General features: G+C 38.1%; 13 protein-coding genes. 6 read left to right on the forward strand and 7 right to left on the reverse strand.

Going from position 1 to position 16921, the window contains the following annotated elements; genetic code table 11:
• Nucleotides 1–245: 245 nt before the first annotated feature.
• From ACH63V_RS08785 to ACH63V_RS08795, 3 genes are read right to left on the reverse strand one after another with little or no spacing between them, the layout of a single operon-like run.
• Nucleotides 246–854 carry an OB-fold-containig protein gene (locus tag ACH63V_RS08785; protein WP_396463279.1) on the reverse strand — a complete coding sequence of 203 codons (609 nt, stop codon included), beginning with the start codon at nt 852–854 and terminating at the stop codon, nt 246–248.
• A 25-nt stretch (nt 855–879) separates the two neighbouring features.
• Complete coding sequence (locus tag ACH63V_RS08790) at nt 880–1188, reverse strand: Rieske (2Fe-2S) protein (RefSeq protein WP_002050689.1); 309 nt, start codon at nt 1186–1188, stop codon at nt 880–882.
• 16 nt (nt 1189–1204) lie between these two features.
• Nucleotides 1205–2209, reverse strand: coding sequence for an adenosine kinase (locus ACH63V_RS08795; protein ID WP_233929883.1), 1005 nt, complete (start codon nt 2207–2209; stop codon nt 1205–1207).
• A gap of 237 nt (nt 2210–2446) precedes the next feature.
• Between ACH63V_RS08795 and ACH63V_RS08800 the strand changes: the two genes are divergently transcribed.
• From ACH63V_RS08800 to ACH63V_RS08810, 3 genes are all read left to right on the forward strand, one after another.
• Nucleotides 2447–4537, forward strand: a complete 2091-nt coding sequence (locus ACH63V_RS08800) for a TonB-dependent receptor (RefSeq protein WP_396463280.1) — start codon at nt 2447–2449, stop codon at nt 4535–4537.
• Nucleotides 4538–4789: 252 nt separating this feature from the next.
• Nucleotides 4790–7729, forward strand: a complete 2940-nt coding sequence (locus tag ACH63V_RS08805; RefSeq protein ID WP_396463281.1) for an insulinase family protein — start codon at nt 4790–4792, stop codon at nt 7727–7729.
• 20 nt (nt 7730–7749) lie between these two features.
• Nucleotides 7750–8901, forward strand: coding sequence for a phospholipase A (locus ACH63V_RS08810; RefSeq protein WP_263613854.1), 1152 nt, complete (start codon nt 7750–7752; stop codon nt 8899–8901).
• Between the two features lie 44 nt (nt 8902–8945).
• Here the strand turns inward: ACH63V_RS08810 and ACH63V_RS08815 are convergent, their stop codons facing one another.
• From ACH63V_RS08815 to ilvA, 3 genes are all read right to left on the reverse strand, one after another.
• Nucleotides 8946–10283 (reverse strand): TrkH family potassium uptake protein, encoded by a 1338-nt coding sequence (locus tag ACH63V_RS08815; protein WP_396463282.1) that lies wholly within the window; start codon nt 10281–10283, stop codon nt 8946–8948.
• 15 nt (nt 10284–10298) lie between these two features.
• On the reverse strand, nt 10299–10949 hold the full coding sequence (locus tag ACH63V_RS08820; protein ID WP_311070804.1) for a TrkA family potassium uptake protein: 651 nt from the start codon (nt 10947–10949) through the stop codon (nt 10299–10301).
• A 144-nt stretch (nt 10950–11093) separates the two neighbouring features.
• On the reverse strand, nt 11094–12641 hold the full coding sequence (gene ilvA, locus ACH63V_RS08825; protein WP_171063662.1) for a threonine ammonia-lyase, biosynthetic: 1548 nt from the start codon (nt 12639–12641) through the stop codon (nt 11094–11096).
• A 101-nt stretch (nt 12642–12742) separates the two neighbouring features.
• Between ilvA and rpiA the strand changes: the two genes are divergently transcribed.
• Nucleotides 12743–13414: a ribose-5-phosphate isomerase RpiA gene (rpiA, locus tag ACH63V_RS08830; RefSeq protein ID WP_000061060.1), complete on the forward strand. Its 672-nt coding sequence runs from the start codon at nt 12743–12745 to the stop codon at nt 13412–13414.
• On the forward strand, nt 13414–14094 hold the full coding sequence (locus ACH63V_RS08835; protein ID WP_396463283.1) for a SprT family zinc-dependent metalloprotease: 681 nt from the start codon (nt 13414–13416) through the stop codon (nt 14092–14094). Before rpiA ends, ACH63V_RS08835 begins: the two co-directional genes overlap by 1 nt.
• On the opposite strand, the gene ACH63V_RS08840 is transcribed toward ACH63V_RS08835, so the two are convergent.
• Entirely contained in the window at nt 14091–15611 is a 1521-nt protein-coding gene (locus ACH63V_RS08840) for a hypothetical protein (protein WP_396463284.1), read from the reverse strand. The two genes, ACH63V_RS08835 and ACH63V_RS08840, sit on opposite strands and share 4 nt — an antisense overlap.
• A gap of 183 nt (nt 15612–15794) precedes the next feature.
• Here ACH63V_RS08840 and argC point away from each other — a divergent pair, with 183 nt between their 5' ends.
• Complete coding sequence (gene argC, locus ACH63V_RS08845; protein ID WP_396463285.1) at nt 15795–16850, forward strand: N-acetyl-gamma-glutamyl-phosphate reductase; 1056 nt, start codon at nt 15795–15797, stop codon at nt 16848–16850.
• The last annotated feature ends 71 nt before the right edge of the window (nt 16851–16921 follow it).

Here is a 16921-nt window from a genome sequence, read left to right on the forward strand (position 1 = left end):
AAATATCTTACTAAAATAGTTTGAATTAATTATTAAATCCAACTAAAACACTTGTAAATAAATATATTAAGTTGATTAAAATGGTATGGTTAAATTTAATTCTGATTAAAATGGTTGGATATAATAAAGGTGATTTTATTTCAAACTAAAATAGTTGGATTAATTTTAATTAAAGAAAATAATAGGATAGAGAGAAGTAATAAAGCCTGTAAAAAGCGATAAAAGACTACAGAAATTAAAAATAATTAATCAGGAGCGAAAAGATCGTTTGAGAGAGAAATTTTCTTGGCAACGTAATGGCTTTTATGAACTTTAATAAGAATCACTTGAGAATATAGTTCTAACTCACCAAATTCTGGTTCAACTTGTACATAGTGTAATTGACCGAACTCATCACGTACACGTGCTTGAGCTGAAAAACCGGGTCTGGCACTACCACTGGAAATAGTGGCTAATCGCCCTAATAGATTGTAATTGGTATGCGTAAGTTTGGGTTTAATCACTTGGTCAAGACAATGGATCATGAACACTGTAAAAAAGATTGCGATGACCAGTGCAGGAATAATTAAGTAAAACGGGGTAATAAAGTAATGCTGTATAGCAAAGAAAGAAAGCTGTAAGAAATAGCCAGCAAAACTGAAATTAATAAGTAAAAAAACAAAAATTAGAGCTTTAGAAAATTTAACATTAAATAGAGGTGAGTTAGTAAGCCAATCTGGTGCAATTTTTTTTAGGAGTTGGCTTGGTCGTAACCCTATATACATACCAATGGTTTCTACCACGCTGAGCAATATCAAAGCCACAACACTTAAATGAAATGGCATAAGATAATAATTAAAAAAGAAATCAGCCATGGTAGAAACTCTAATGTTGATGATCTCAGTCTACGATATAAATACCGCCATCTGAATGTACTTTAATCTCAACTTTATTTAAAAAATCACCTAAACAAGGACCTGAAATACATTCGCCCGTTTCCACGTTAAATAAAGCACCGTGAGTAGAGCATTGAATATATTCTTTGTCTTGGTCTAGAAATTGATTTTCTAAATATTCAAGTTCGGTTTGCAAATGTGGGCATAAATTCTGATAGGCATAGAATGAGCCATCACGCTGTGTAATGAAAATAGTCGTTCCTTGTAAAGTGTCAAAAGCTCTAGCTTCACGCTCAGGAACTTCTTCCGTCATACAGATCCTTTCCATTTCAAGCACATTCCTTCTGAAAATTTTCGAGAAGTTTAGCATAGTCATTAATGGCTAAACGAGGACCAAATTGAGACACAACTTCACTCGAAATTAAGATGGCTAACTGTGCAGCAGCAGTTAAGTCTTCATGATGGTTTAATGCATAAAGGAATGCACCCGCAAAAGCATCACCAGCACCATTTGTATCTACAGCTTCGACGTGACGGCCTGGTACATGGAAATGTTGAGTTGGGTTTGCAACTAGAGCACCTTTTGCACTTTGTGTAATCACAACAGTATGGTTTTTAAAACGCAATTGAGTGAGAGCATCTTCAACTGTAGCGGTATTGGTATACATTAAAGCTTCTTGCTCATTACAGAACAATAAATCTACACCATCATCCATAAGTTCTTCTAAGCCTTCACGGGCATATTGAACCATTGCTGGGTCTGATAAAGATAAAGCGATTTTAACACCGTTAGCTTTTGCAATTTCTCGAGCTTGTTTTACTGCTTTACGAGCTGTTTCACTTGTAGAAAGATAACCTTCAATATAAAGCCATTTTGCTGTTTTAAGTGGCTCAAAATCGATTTGATCTTGAGAGAGTTCAGCCGTAATACCTAAATAGGTATGCATGGTACGCTCAGAGTCTGGGCTAATAAGTACCATACAGGTACCTGTTACACCTTCACTGATTGACTTTGGCGTGGTTTGGATGCCTGCATCATTTAGACCTTGTAGGTAAATTTCACCTAATTGATCATGACCAACACGACAGCCATAAAAAGCGCTACCACCTAATGCACTAAAGGCTACAGTTGTGTTCGCAGCAGAGCCGCCACTTGCTTGGCCTTTGTAATCTTGAGTTTGCTTTAAATTTTCATATAAAGCAGATTGTGTTTCACCATCAGACAACTGCATTGTGCCTTTTTGTAAGCCTTGCTGACTAAGAAAATCATCAGACACTTTAAATTCTTGGTCGATTAATGCATTACCAATTGCAAAAAGATCTACAGTTGCCATATGTGTTGTCACAGAATAAAAAATCAGATCGATAAGTTTACACCATTGCTCACATTTGCTGTAGTTTGTTGAATAAAATTCAGGTAATTCAGCGGCTAGCAGAGTTTTATTGTTTGCCTAAGCAATTGAAATATTCTTTTTAATAAATATTATCAATTAATAATGATTCTTGATAATATTTACAAACGTATAGTATTTCATTGAAACTTCGCCTGAAATTATTCATAGCGAACTTACATGAAACGTTCTATTTTATTTATTTCATCAGTTGGGGTTATAACAGGCCAAGTATATGCTGCAGATACAGACTCTCAGGCGGTAACCAACCTTCCAACAATTTCAGTCAAAGCTGACAAGGAAATCAGTTTAAAACAAGAAGTGGGACAAGCATCAAGTGCAACTAAAGGACTTATGCAATTAAAAGATGTTCCTCAAATTGTAAATGTCGTACCTAAGCAAATTCTAAGAGAGCAGACTGTGACCTCTATGCAAGGTGCCTTGCAAAACGTTGCTGGTTTGAGCTTTAGTGTCGGTGATGGACAGCGTGATCAAGTCATGATTCGCGGTTTCTCAGCAATCACAGATAATTATGTAGATGGTATTCGCGATGATGCATTGTATTTTCGTGATATGTCGAATGTTGAGCGAGTTGAGGTACTAAAAGGACCTGCTTCCGTACTTTATGGACGTGGTTCAGCGGGTGGTTTGGTCAATAAAATTAATAAAAAACCAATGGATCAATCTTTGCGTGAAGTGAGCTTGATTGGTGGTACTACAGGTCAACGCCGTGCAGAAGTCGATGTGAATGAAAAAGTCGCAGAGAATGTTAAGGTTCGTTTAACTGGCGCAGTTGAAGATTCAGATGGTTATCGTGATCAGGCCTTTTTAAAACGTCAGGCGCTGGCTCCATCAGTACAGTGGGATATTAGCGATAAAACTAAACTTTTACTTCAGGCTGACTATTTGCATGATGATCGTTTAGCTGATCAAGGCTTCCCGACAGATCCAATTACAGGTAAACCTGTTAAGACAAATCCTAAAACTTTTTATGGTGCATTAAACGGTAAAGAAGTCGGGGATGTTGACACTGAAATCTCAAGTCAAACTATAAGTTTGGATCATGAGTTTAATGATCAACTCAAATATCATGGTGCAGTTCGCCACTATAACTACTCATTAGACCGTCAATATAGTGTTGATACGCATCCTGCTGATAAATCAAAAATTACTTTGACTCAAAATAAACGCTTGCGTAATGAAGATGGTGTGTATGTTCAGCAAGAGTTGAGCGCTTTATTTAATACAGGTTTCTTAAAGCACAATACCTTAATTGGTGCTGAATATAGTAAGCAGCATAAAGATGAGATACTTTGGCAAGGTGCTAAAACAACCACTGATTTATATGATCCTAAATTAGAGTACTGGGCACCTATTAATACCGGAACAACAGTTGCGCGTAATAACAATAGCAATACCTTTGAAAACTACGGCGTGTATCTGCAAGACTTAATGACAGTGACAGACCAGCTTAAAGTTTTAGTTGGTTTACGTTATGACAATCTATCTCAAGATCGCAATGATAAAGTGAAGTCTCAAATATTAAATAGAACTGATAACACCTATTCTCCACGAATCGGATTGGTTTATCAGCCAGTAAACAATCTTTCACTTTATACTTCTTATAACCGTTCTTTCCAACCTTTAGCTGATTCATTTGTTTTATATACAAATAGTGCTGATTTAAGTCCCACAAAAACTGAAAATTATGAGGTGGGTGCGAAGTGGGATGTAAATGATCAATTGAATGTGACATTGGCTTTGTTTGAAATGAGCCAAACTAATATTCAAAACCAAGATCCGGCTAATCCAAATCAAGCACTGTTAGCGGGTGAGCAAAAAACTAAAGGTGTTGAACTCTCGTTAACAGGTCAGTTGACTGATCAGTTGTCAGTGCTAGCTGGCTATTCTTATATGGATGGTAAGATTGAAAAGTCGACTATTGGATTTACGGGGAATCACTCAGCGCTTACACCAAACAACACTGCTAACCTGTGGTTAAAATATCAAATTAATGATCATTGGTATGCGGCTGTAGGTGGTCGTGGTGAATCATCGCGCTTTAGTGCACCAGATAACAAAAACGTTTTACCAGGTTATGCAGTTGTGAATGCGGCCTTAGGTTATCAAAGTGAACGTTATGATGTGAACTTGAACTTAAATAACTTGTTTGATCGCGATTATTTTGTTTCAGGTCATAGTGGAGCAAATGATTCAAACATGATGGGTGACCCATTAAATGCACAAGTTGCTCTTCGCTATCGTTTTTAATTAAAAAAATATCAAAAAAGCTCATCGAAATGATGAGCTTTTTTATTTGTTGTATAGGATATAGATAGTATTAAAAGGTTTTGTTCTGCTAGGATACAATGATGCGGGCTATGTGCTTGATATCAAAGCTATGCCTATGAAAACTAATACTCAACAAAAACATAGTATTTTACTTGGCTTTTGTTCGCCAATCTCAAGCCGACTCAGGCTATAATGAGACTTATTCACTTATCCGATATGTTAGGAGATCACATGACTGTAGATGTCACTGAAACCATTTCTCAAACTGTTCACCCTGCGTTTCAGTTGCTACGTCAGCACCATGTTGAAGCATTAGATATTTTAGTGTCTGAATATAAGCATAAAGTCACAGGTGCGGTGCATTATCACTTGGCAACTGATTATGATGAAAATGTATTCCTTGTTGCGTTCAGAACACAACCGATGGACTCTAAAGGAACTGCACATATTTTAGAGCATACCGCTTTATGTGGTTCTGAAAAGTTTCCTGTACGTGACCCATTCTTTTTAATGATTCGCCGTTCATTAAATACATTTATGAACGCGTTTACAGCAGCAGATTGGACAGCATATCCGTTTGCAACACAAAATAAGAAAGATTTCCAAAACTTACTCTCTGTTTATCTAGATGCTGCTTTTTCAGCAAATTTAAATCCTCTTGATTTTGCTCAAGAAGGTATTCGTATTGAACTTGAAAATGATCAGCCTGTATATAAAGGCGTAGTGTTCAATGAAATGAAAGGTGCGATGAGTGCGCCGTCTGATCAGCTTTATCACCAGTTGGCTCATCATCTATTCCCTGAAACTACATATCACTACAACTCAGGTGGTGATCCAAAAGATATTCCTGACTTAACGTATGAACAGTTAGTCGAATTTTATAAAACTCATTACCATCCAAGTAATGCGGTATTTATGACTTTCGGTAACCAAACGGCGTATGAGTTACAAGAGCAATTTGAAAAACTAGCTCTACATAAGTTTGCTGCGGGCACAACTTTATATTCAAAACCAGAAAAACGTTTAACAGCACCTGTAGAAGTTACAGAAAACTATGCTGTTGATGGCGATGATTTAAAAGATAAAACTTACCATGTATTGTCTTGGTTATTACCACAAGCGAGTGATATCAAACTACGTCTAGGTATGCGGTTGGTCGAAGGTGTTTTACTTGAAAACTCAGCGTCGCCACTACGTCATTATTTAGAAACTTGTGGTTATGCTCAGTCAACTGGTCCATTAATGGGCGTAGATGACAGTAACTTTGAAATGACATTCTACTGTGGTGTTCAAGGTTCAAACCCAGAGTATGCAGAAAGCTTTAAAGATGGTGTTTTAAACATTTTACGTGAAGTGGCTGCAAAACCAATTGATTCGGCTTTAGTTGATGCGATTTTGCATCAAATCGAGTTGCATCAACGTGAAATTAATGGTGATGGTACGCCGTATGGTTTAAGCCTAATTTTAAATGGTTTAAGTGGCGCTATTCACCATAATGACCCAATTCAGATTTGGGATGTTGACAGTGCGATTGCTCAGGTCAAAGAAGAACTTCAAGACCCAATGTGGTTATCTAATCTGATTCAAACACATTTGTTAGATAACCCGCACCGTGTACAAATGACTTTAGTACCGGATGCAACCAAGTCAGTAAAAGAGCAAGAAGCTGAAAAAACACGTTTAGCTGCGATTGGTGAAAAGCTTACTGAAGAAGACAAAGCAGAAATCATTGCTAAAACCAAAGCATTACAAGAACGTCAAGATACACCAGACAATCTTGAGCTGTTACCAAAAGTAGGTCTAGAAGACGTTCCAGCTGACTTGCATATTGTACAAGGTCAATTGCGTGAAATTATTTGTAATCGAATGGATACGCCGTTGAATTTGTATCATGCTGGAACGAATGGTATTTACTATCAACAAGTCCTCATTCAGATTCCTGATGATGTGGTTAAATCACCATACTTCAATTTGCTCTCTATTTTAATGGGAGAGGTTGGTGCAGGTGAGTATGACTATCTTGAACTACAAAACTTACAAACAGCTGTAAGTGGTGGTTTAGGAATGGGTGCTTCGCTACGTAGTAAGGTTGATGATAAAGACAAAATTAGTGCTTGGTTAACTTTAACGACTAAATCTTTAACTCAGAAGTTCGATGCGATTCATTTATTAAAATTAGCATTTGAACAACTTCGTTTTGATGAGAAAGAGCGAATTATTGAGTTGTTACAGCAACGTAAGACACGCTGGCAGTCTCGTTTGTCGGGCGCGGGCCATAGTTATGCGATGCAAATTGCTTCTCGTAACATGAGTGCATTAGCTCAACGCGACTATCAAAACACTGGTTTAGGTGCATTAAATTGGTTAGGTGAGCTTGTTACTAAAATTACCCAAGACGATGGCGCTTATGATGCACTTATTGCTGAATTGAAGCATATCCATACCAAATTATTGCAAGCACCTAAACAGTTCTTGTTGGTATGTGAAGAGCATCAGTCAGAGCGTTTAGTTGAAGAAATTCAGAATGTTTGGGATAAGCTAAACGTTGATACAGCAGCGACTGAGTTAACTCTAGTTGAGCAAGAAAACGATAATGAACATGAAGCATGGTTAATTCAAACCAATGTTCAGTTCTGTGCTTCAGCATATCAAGCTGTGGACGTATCTCATCCAGATGCTGCGCCTTTAATGGTGTTGGCAGCCTACTTGCGTAATGGTTTCTTGCACAGTGCTATTCGTGAAAAAGGTGGTGCTTATGGTGGCGGTGCTAGTTATGATGGAAATGCATGTTCATTCCGTTTCTTTAGTTACCGTGACCCACGTTTAGCTGAGACGTTTAAAGACTTTGAAGCAAGCGTGCAATGGTTGTTAAATACAGAGCAACAACCTCATCAGCTTGAAGAAGCAATTCTTGGTTTGGTGGCGAGTATGGACAAACCTGGTTCACCAGCCGGTGAAGCAATTACAGCATGTTATGCACTGTTACATGCAAGAACTCCAACTTTCCGTCGTACATTACGTGAAAGATTATTGCATGTGACTTTAGAAGACTTACAACGTGTCGCGCGTCAATATTTAATTGAACAAACACCTGTAAAAGCTGTGGTTGCACCTTTTGCAAAACGTGATGAATTGCAACAACTGGGCTTTACGATTAAACAAGTTAATTAAAATAAAAATTGGAGATGAACATGGCGTTCAGACAATTTGAACGCACATCATTACAGCTAAGTATGGGAACCCTGCTTAGCTGTTTATGTGCGTCGGTGGCATATGCTGACACCTTAGCCCCTGTAAAACCTGCGACCGTAGATGCATGTGTTGCCCTTGCTTCAAATGCTGATCGCCTAGCTTGTTATGACTCTGTATTTAAGCCCTCAGCTTTACCGGCTGTTCAAGCTGCAGCAGTACCAGAGCCTGTTAAAAAAATTGATAAACCTGCTGTTCAGCCTGAAACATTTAAAGAGAAGGTTGTAGATACAGTTAGTAATATTAAAGTAATAGGGAAGGCTCCAAAAATTGAACCTACTACTTCTTTATTAGATCAACGTTGGGAGTTATCTGAAAAAAGTAAACTTGGTGTTTGGAACATTCGAGCTTATCAGCCTGTCTATTTGCTGCCTGTATTTTGGACCAGCGATAAAAATGAATTTCCAAGTAGCCCAAATCCCAATAACACTGTTAAAGAAGCTCAAGATTTGAAATCTACGGAAACTAAATTTCAAATTTCTTTAAAAACGAAAGCTTGGGAAAATATTTTCGGTAACAATGGTGATTTATGGGTGGGTTATACTCAATCATCACGTTGGCAGACATTTAACTCTGAAGAATCTCGTCCTTTCCGTGAAACGAATTATGAGCCTGAAGCAAGCTTAATGTTTAGAACAAACTATGAGTTGCTTGGTTTAGATGGTCGTTTATTAGGTGTAACTTTAAATCACCAGTCAAATGGTCGTTCAGATCCCTTATCTCGTAGCTGGAACCGTGTCATCTTTAATGTGGGCTTAGAGCGCGGTAATTTTGCCGTAATGCTTCGTCCTTGGGTACGTATTAACGAAGCAAGTAAAGATGATAACAACCCTGATATTGAAGATTATATTGGTCGAGGTGATTTAACCGCTTTTTATAAGTGGAAAGACAATGACTTCTCGCTAATGCTACGTCACTCTTTAAAAGGTGGTGATGACTCTCATGGTGCGGTTCAGTTTGACTGGGCATTTCCAATCAGTGGTAAGTTGCGTGGTCACTTCCAGCTATTTAATGGATATGGTGAAAGCTTAATTGACTATAACCACCGTGCAACTTATGCAGGTTTGGGTGTTTCACTCATGAACTGGTACTAAGTTCGAAGCCTATAAAAAAGCCGCTTTTTACAGCGGCTTTTTTATTAACCAATTTGAATGTTGGCCTGAGGATGTTTGAGACGACTCTTTTTAGGAGTAGCGATTAAATATGCCAGTGTTAACGGTCCAAGTCTTCCTGCAAACATAAGTAGACTTAAGATAAACAAGCTACCATTATGTAAGTCTGGTGTAATCCCTCGAGACAGCCCAACTGTGCATGCTGCCGATACCGCTTCAAATAATAAGTTCATAAAGTCGGCTTTCGGTTCTAAAAGCAAAAGTATAAAGAACCCAATAAATATGAGTATGCTGGTAATCGCGGTAACTGCTAAGGCCTTATAAGTGGTTTCGTGGGAAACAGAATGATTGAAAACCCTGATTTCATCGGTACGTCTTAAAAAGGACAGTACACTTAAAACTAATATAACAAAAGTACCCACTTTTATACCGCCAGCAGTGCTTAACGAACCACCACCAATGAACATCAGTAGCATCATAAGCAAAGAGCTACTATTGGTCATTGCTCCTGTATCAATGGTGTTAAACCCGGAAGATCGCGGAACAGTCGCTTGAAACCAAGCATGTAAAGCTTGATCACCTACGCTTAGCATGCCTAATGTGTGAGGGTTTTGTGCTTCCATAGCCCAAATTAAAATAAAAGCGACTAAATTAATAATGGCAATAGTCGTTAAAATCAGTTTGCTGTTTGGGCTAAGTTTTTTCCATTTTTTATTCTGTTTAATGTCCATGAGAACTAAAAAACCAAGTCCACCTATTGTATAAAGCAAACTCACCGTAAGACAGATCACATAGTTGTTTTGAAAACCCATTAAACTGTTATTAAATAATGAAAAACCGGCATTATTAAACGAAGAGATACTATAAAACATTGCATAATACAAACCACGAGCGAAGCCAAAAGCAGGCGTAAATGCGCACGTGAGAATGACTATTCCAATCAGTTCAAATAGGAGAGTGTAGGTCACAACTCCTTTAGCCACAAAAGTCACTTTTGATAAACTGGTTTGGCCAAGGCTGTCTTGGGCCATCATTTGCTGTTTAAGACCAATTTTAGGCGAAAGGCTTAGTGCGGCCAAAATGGCAAAAGTCATAAAGCCTAAACCACCGGACTGAATTAGTAATAAAATAATGACTTGCCCAAAAAGTGTAAAAGATTCATGAATATTTAAAACAGATAATCCAGTAATGGTAACTGCTGAGGTTGCCGTAAACAGTGCATCCATCCAGCTCACATGTCCGTTATTGGCAATTGGAAGTTTAAGCAATAATGTGCCAAAGACAATAAAGCCTAGAAAGCCCAGCGCTAAAAGAGAAGGTGGACTTAAATTTAGTGTTTTATGTGGTTTGGGCTTAAGAGACATATTTTTGGTTCGTTTTTATAGGAAACAATTAGAGAGTTTTTTAAGTTGCTGTAAATGTCCTTCTAAAATAAGAATATCATGCGTTTGTAAAGTAAAAGTCTCTTCAGTTTCAAATAAAATCTGCTGCTTTCGTTTTACAAGTAGCGTTTTAACTTGTGGTGCTTGCTGCATAATCCCATACAAATTAATGCCATTCAATTTCTCTGGAATGTCAATTTTCACAATATAGTGATCATCATCTAAAGACATGTACCGACTTACCATTGGGTAATTGAGTGCTTGAGCAACACGTACGCCCATATCTTCTTCAGGATGAATGATTTTGTTGATATTAAGGTGAGATAAAATGGTGTGGTGGGCTTTGGTTTTTGCTTTTACCCAAATTTTATCAATACCGAGATTTTTTAAATTCAGCACACATAAAATACTGGCTTCAATATCTTCACCAATTGCAACAACAACCGCATCACAATTTTGAATGTTTAATTCATCTAGTACATGTTCATCTGTAGCATCAGCAATGACAGCATGAGTTAAAACATCGGCAAGATTCTCAACATTCTTTTTGACTGTATCAATGCCAATAACATCATGATTTAATTTTGTGAGTTCTTGAGCAACTGTTGCTCCAAAACTTCCCAAGCCGATGACCGCGAACTGTGCCATAAATAACCTTTTATACTTAATTAGGGCTTTATTTTTAATGATATTTTCTTTGAGATAAAGAGAAGCAATGTAAATATAGAAAATATTGGGCTTAAATAATAAAAAAGCCGACAAATTTGTCAGCTTTTTTATCAAAATCAGAGATTATTTTAAGAAACGCTTATAGCCCACATTGTCAGTAATTTCTGCATATGGATAGCTAATTTGCTCTAGGGTTTCAATTAAGCCATCTGGATTTTGTTTGGCATCTGTGGCTTGTAAGCCAACCAATACACGACCTTCAGCAGCACCGTGGTTACGGTAATGGAACAGGGTAATATTGTGGGTTGGACCTAAACGAGTTAAGAAGGTGAGTAATGCGCCCGGACGTTCAGGGAATTCAACACGGAACAATCTTTCATCATCCAGATTGGCATGACCACCAATTAAGTAACGAATATGCAATTTAGCAACTTCATCATCAGATAAATCATCGACAACATAATTTTGCTGTTTAAGCTGCTCTAAAATTTCATGACGTTCGGCGTCACCACCTTTTAAGCTAATACCCACAAAAACTTGTGCTTCTTCTGTGTTATTTGCGCGGTAGTTAAACTCGGTAATATTGCGGCCTTGTAGGGCACGGCAGAAACCTAAGAATGCACCTTTTTCTTCAGAAAGTGTAACTGCATAAATTGCCTCGCGCTGTTCACCGAGCTCAGTACGCTCTGCAATGTAACGTAAGCGGTCAAAGTTCATGTTGGCACCACAAACAATCGACACCATGTTTTTACCGCTAATTTTATGCTCAGCTACATATTTTTTAATACCCGCTAACGCCATTGCACCTGATGGTTCAACAATGCTACGGTTTTCATCAAAAGTATCTTTAATTGCAGCACAGATTTCATCTGTATTTACAGTCACAATGTCTGGGTCAACAATTGGACCTGAGTTATCAGATTTGCGAAGACGAATAATATCAAACGGCAAAGCACCAATTTGTGCAACAGCAGTACCGTCTGCAAATAAGCCTACATGTGGCAAAATTACACGTTCATTTGCTTCTAGTGCTGCTTTTAAGCAAGCAGACTCTTCATATTCAACGCCAATAATTTTCACATGGGGTGCAACTTCACCAAGATAAGCTGCTACGCCTGAAATTAGACCACCACCACCTACAGCAACAAACACATATTCTACATCACGCCATTGACGTAAGATTTCATTTGCAATGGTGCCTTGACCAGCAATAACAAGTTCATCGTCATAGGGTGGAATGAATACAAGACCTTCAACTTCGGCACGTTGCTGAGCGTATTTATTTGCTACATCAAAACTATCACCATGTAATACAACTTGACCACCCAAGCGTTTAACTGCTTGAACTTTAATGTCAGGAGTTGTACTTGGCATAACAATAATTGCAGGAATGCCTAAACGTTGACCAGACAATGCCACGCCTTGCGCATGGTTGCCTGCAGATGCACAGATTACACCACGCTCAAGTTGATCTTTCGGTATTTGACTAATACGGTTATAAGCACCGCGTAATTTAAAAGAAAAAACAGGTTGTAAATCTTCACGCTTAAAACGAATTGTATTATTTAATTTTTGACTAATTCGTGGAGCTGCTTCGAGAGGTGTTTCAATTGCAACATCATAAACCGTTGCTTGTAAAATTTGTCGTACCACACGAGACAGCATGTTCATCTTCCCTATAACAGTTTAAAATAGGAAATTATTGTAGCAAACCCTTGTGCATTTGCGCCGATTATTGGCGCATAAATGTCAAAAAATAGTTGAGTGATGTAATGAGCCTATATGCAACCCAAGATGAAAAGAAACAAGCTGCTGCTAAAGCTGCTTTAAAACACTTACCCAAAGGTGGCATTTTGGGGGTAGGAACTGGAAGTACTGTAAATTTTTTAATTGATTTATTACCTGAACTACAATTAGAGGCAGCTGTGGCAAGTTCGCAAGCAACAGCAGATCGTCTTAAAAAATTAGGTATTGAAGTGGTTGATATGAACCATGTAGGCAGCCTTGATGCTTATGTTGACGGTGCAGATGAGATTGATCGTCACATGCATATGATTAAAGGCGGCGGCGCAGCATTAACTCGTGAAAAAATTGTAGCTTCAATTGCTAAAAAATTTGTATGTATCGTTGATGATTCGAAATGGGTTGATCAACTTGGTCGTGATTTCCCATTACCAGTAGAAGTGATTCCAATGGCGCGCTCTGCTGTAGCTCGTAAATTGGTCAGCTTAGGCGGTGATCCGGTTTATCGTGAAGGTGTAGTAACAGACAATGGTAATGTGATTTTAGATGTATTTAATTTGAACATCTTAAACGCAATTGATTTGGAAAAGACCATCAATAATATTCCGGGTGTTGTGACTAACGGTATTTTTGCGTTAAACCCTGCAACAATTGCAATTGTTGCGACAAATAATGGTATTGAAGAGCGTACTGCACAGTAATGTCTGTGGAAATGCCAGAAATTAAAATTGTTCGTCACGTAAGGGCAAGAAAATTGCGCTTACGTGTTGAGCCTGCGTCTATACGACTGACTGTACCGTTATTTTGTAGTAAGAAACAAATTCAGCAGTTTTTGGCGCAGTCTGAACAATGGCTGATCGAGACGTGGAGTAAACAGCAACACGTTCAGTCTACGTCGTTTAAGATTCCTTCAGAAATTTCTTTTTTCAATAGAGAACAGCCTTTTCAAATTGTGGTACAAAAGCAACATCGTATTTTTCAATTTGATTGGGAAAATAATTATTTATTTATTAAAGATCAACAACCTTATCAAGCTTTACAAAATGCTGTGATTGCTTATGCCAAACAAGAGTTGCCACTTCTTTTGTCAGAACTTAGTCAAAAAACACGGTTAAGTTATGCCGAATGTGCAATTCGACGTCCTAAAACACGTTGGGGAAGTTGTAGTAGTCAGCATAATATTATGTTGCATGCAGGACTGGTTCTTATGCCAGCCCAAATTACCCGTTATGTTTGTATTCATGAGTTAGCACACACCAAACACTTCGACCATAGCCCTGCATTTTGGGCCGAAGTTGCAAAGTTCGACCCTCACTATATGCAGCATCGCAGACAATTAAAAGGTAATCCATTGCCTGCGTGGTGGTATGTCACAGCTTAGTTAAAGCTACATTCTAATTGTATTGTCTGTAATACATCCGGTGCTTTGCGGCTATCGAGGCCTGCTTGAGCACTAACAATTTTGTTCGCTTTAATATGTAGCTGTATAAAATTATATTGCTGTGTTGAATTGTTGGGTTCAGATGAGCTTGAGTTAAGTAAGTAACTATAACTTGCAGCGTCTGTTTGCAGTAAGTTGTCTGTACTATCTGCACTCAAAGCAGAACGATAACTTTGTGAGCCTTGAATTAACTCAATTTGGCCATTTGCACGGAAATTAAGTTGGCAGCCCGATGCGCTGTTTTCATAGTGACCGACTAAATAGTCTGTGGCTGGGAGTTTAGGGTCAGCTATATTGATGCTGGTTAAACCTTGTTTACACGGATAAGCCGAACCATTACAAGTCGCCGTAGTACCACTAAAACCAACAGCACGTCGGTAATCACCCGCACCATCTATACGGAAAAAGTCAGTCGTATTTCCAGAAGGCACAACACCAGAATAGAGTTTTTTCTGCAAAAGAGCATATCCAGTTTGATCTAAACTGGACTGACTTTGTGAATCTGCTAATTGCAATGTGGCAGCTTTTAAATTGGTAGCAAAATAATCACGAGTTGCTTTTTGATTGGCTGCAATGTCCAAAAGCGTATTTTTTACAGGGTCAATATTATCTGGCGATGGGCTAAAAATAGGTGTCATGCTTGTATTGTCACCAATAAGTTTTTTGCCGTCTAAATATCCATCTTTTAAATCGGTTGCAAGGCTATTAGTCAGTTCTTGATAAGTATTCACATTGCCATGAATCGTATTCCAATATTGTAAATATCCAAAGCTCAGATAGCTATCTACATAACTACTTGGTTGCTTTGTTGAATACTGTAATAAATTTAGCACAGTCAGTGGGCTAGCTGGGCTTAAGCTTGGAATGGCAGCATCTTTAAACGCGCTAATAAGGGCGTTGTAAACATCTTGAGAAGCCAAATCAACATGTGATTGTTCAATACGGGTTGGATCTATCGTTTCTTGTGGAAGTTGTCCTGATCGGATTACAGCGCGTTGATAAATTGCTTCTGAACTTGGACTAATCAGTTGAGTTTTATTACTTATTGAACTTGGGGTAATAAAAGCGTGGTAGACGCCAGAAATACTCTCATATTTAGAATTAATTGGATCAAATACTTGAGATGAAGCTTGAGTTGTGACTTCTACTCGATAAAGCCGATTCAACTTGGTACTTGGAAGTTTAATATTATAACTTGTTAAACTGGCAACTTGGGTATCAATCAAAATACTATTGTCGGTATTGTCATAGACTTTGAGTTGAACATTGCGCATTTCGACAGGGGTTTTAAGCGTAAAATCTGTCATAACTTCAGGAGTTGGCACAGTTGGTGTTGGGGTACTAGATGAACCTCCGCTACTACTGCCACCACCACATCCAACAAGGGCTACGCTTAAAATTAAAGTACTAAGGCCGAGATAAGTGCACAACTTTGTTTGTTTTGATTGATCAAGCATCCTAGCTCTCCAAAAATGGATCTGGTATTTATTTACTGATATTTGTTTGGTTCTGACAGACCAGCAAGTGCTATGTAATTAACGCTAAAAAATAAAAAAATTAAAATTACCAAGCATGAAATGGTTTTGTAAGCCTGGACATCCTGTCATACTACCGCAAGTATAGATTCAATATTTGAGGTAATGCACGTGATTTCTGTCGGAATTGTTGGTGGAACTGGTTATACAGGCGTTGAACTATTACGTATTTTATTACGACATCCAAAAGCGCAGGTTCGAGTTCTGACTTCACGTACAGAAGCAGGCAAACCAGTTGCTGATATGTTCCCAAACTTACGTGGGCATACAGATCTTCAATTTTCAGATTTAAACATTGATGCATTAAAAGAATGTGATGTTGTATTCTTTGCGACCCCACATGGTGTTGCGATGCAGCATGCAAAAGATTTGATCGAAGCAGGGACCAAAGTTATTGATTTGGCAGCGGACTTTCGTTTGCAAAATCTTGAACAGTTTGAAAAATGGTATGGCATGGAACATACGTGCCCAGACGTACTAAAAGATTCTGTTTATGGTTTAACTGAGTTAAATCGTGAAAAAATTAAACAGGCTCAAGTCATTGGTAATCCAGGTTGTTACCCAACAACTGTTCAATTAGGTTTGGCTCCACTTTTAAAATCTGCACAAGCATTGATTGAAACCAAGAATATTATTATTGATGCAAAATCAGGTGTTTCTGGTGCTGGCCGTAAAGCAAGCTTAGGCATGATTTACAGTGAAAATGCCGATAACTTTAAAGCGTATGGTGTTGCAGGTCACCGTCACCATCCAGAGATTGTCGAAGCATTAGAAAATATTGCTGGGCAAAAAGGTGGGTTTGATAGTCTTTTATTTGTACCGCATTTGGTACCAATGATTCGCGGTATGTTGAGTACAATTTATGTGGACTTGACTGAGGCAGGTAAGCAAGCAGACTTACAAGCTTTGTATGAAAACTTCTATGCAAATGAAAAATTTGTGGATGTCATGCCTGCGAATAGTTCACCTGAAACACGCAGTGTGCGTGGAGCAAATGAATTACGTATTGCTTTATATAAACCACAACCAAATAAACTCATTATTTTGGCGGCTCAAGATAATCTTGTAAAAGGTGCATCTGGTCAAGCTGTACAAAATATGAACCTTATGTTTGGCTTTAATGAAGACGAAGGCTTACAAGGGATTGGTTTATTACCATAAAAAACTCTTTTTTGCTTCACACACATTTAAATTTCGATTTAAATGTGTGTCTTGACTCTGATCTTAAACAC

Source organism: Acinetobacter sp. ABJ-A23_2, assembly GCF_044538765.1.
Taxonomy (GTDB): domain Bacteria; phylum Pseudomonadota; class Gammaproteobacteria; order Pseudomonadales; family Moraxellaceae; genus Acinetobacter; species Acinetobacter nosocomialis_A.